Below are 1,337 nucleotides of genomic sequence, written 5' to 3' on the forward strand. Positions count from 1 at the left end.
CCATGTCATTCGTTATGTTCCAATACAAAAAAAGCCAGTGGGTAAAGTACCTCCACTAGCTTTATTATATGGTGCGGGTTGGGGATTCGAACCCCGGGGACTATCTCGAGAACATCTGTGAATCATATCAAGCAATAACTGAATCTTTGGTTACCCGCAGTACCCCTGATCCGCACCATTCAATCATCGTATTCAAGTCCATAACTGGAACTCCCATAACTGTACATGCTAAACCTAAAACTGCGCCTGCGTATACAACCAGAGACAAGATACCGCTCGTCAAGTCTTCAACGAATGCTGATTCTCTCAATTAGTTTATATTAAGTTCAAAACTCAACATTAAAATTAGTTGCATAACCATAGCATGATTTAGATAATATTCAATGGTTTGTAAGGTATTGTTAGCGCCAGAACATAACAAACTGTTCAAGAAGGGCGTTAGGTTTATCAGGTTAGTTCTTTATGAAGTTGAAATTATGAATATTGAAAATGAAGTAAAAAAATTTAAAACGCATGTATCAACAATGTCTGAAGAAGAGTCCATGAAGCATTTTTCTGAGCAGCAGAAAGCTTATGATATTGAGTATAAATCTTTCAAAAGCGCATATGATGAAGATAAGTGTTATATGTGTGGTAATCCATTTTCTAGTATTAGCACTGAAAAACCATGCTTACATTGGCTGTTAAGGCGTTGCAAATTCAAGAAAAAAGACTTTAAGAAAATAAGTGAAGCATTCGATTTTTATCAGATTTCAGCCTATCTAAGGTGGGTGGCTTTTGCTGAATCTGGCGCAAAAAATATTAATAACCTAAAAGAAGAAAGCTCGGATCGTAAAAAATTTGAAGTAACAATTAAGTGGAAAAATATTGAGTGGACTTTAGATTGTTCTCATAATGATTTCGCAGGTCATGCTGGTAGTAAAACAGACTTCCCTCATTGGCATTTTCAAATGCGTATTGATGGCAGGCAGTTTATTAATTTTAATGATTATCACATACAATTCTCAAATAACGACCAACTTAAATTGACTTTGGAGAATGATCAGGATTCAGGCTTTGAGCATAACTTTGGATATGCTGGGGAAGGTATGCAAGAGGTAATGGATGATATCGCTAAAGACTTTGATGGTCACATGGAGAGTGCAATGTCCGCATCAAATCCTGACGATGGCAGTGTTCATATTCAGTCAATGGTAATGGCTCCTGATGGTGGTATTTCTGGTGAAAAAATAGATGAAGCTTTAGAAATGCACAGAAAAACAGGTAAAACTCTTCAATACTGTTTTTCTAAAGTACTTGAATCAGATGAAAACGTATCTATTAAATCTATAGTCAGC

General features: G+C 36.1%; 1 protein-coding gene. It reads left to right on the forward strand.

What is annotated here, in order from left to right:
* Positions 1-476 precede the first annotated feature (476 nt).
* The coding region (locus tag AB4653_RS27840; protein ID WP_372105868.1) for a hypothetical protein at positions 477-1,337 on the forward strand (861 nt) is incomplete at its 3' end.

It is taken from the genome of Vibrio sp. 10N.222.48.A3 (assembly GCF_041475345.1).
GTDB classification, from domain to species: domain Bacteria; phylum Pseudomonadota; class Gammaproteobacteria; order Enterobacterales; family Vibrionaceae; genus Vibrio; species Vibrio tasmaniensis_A.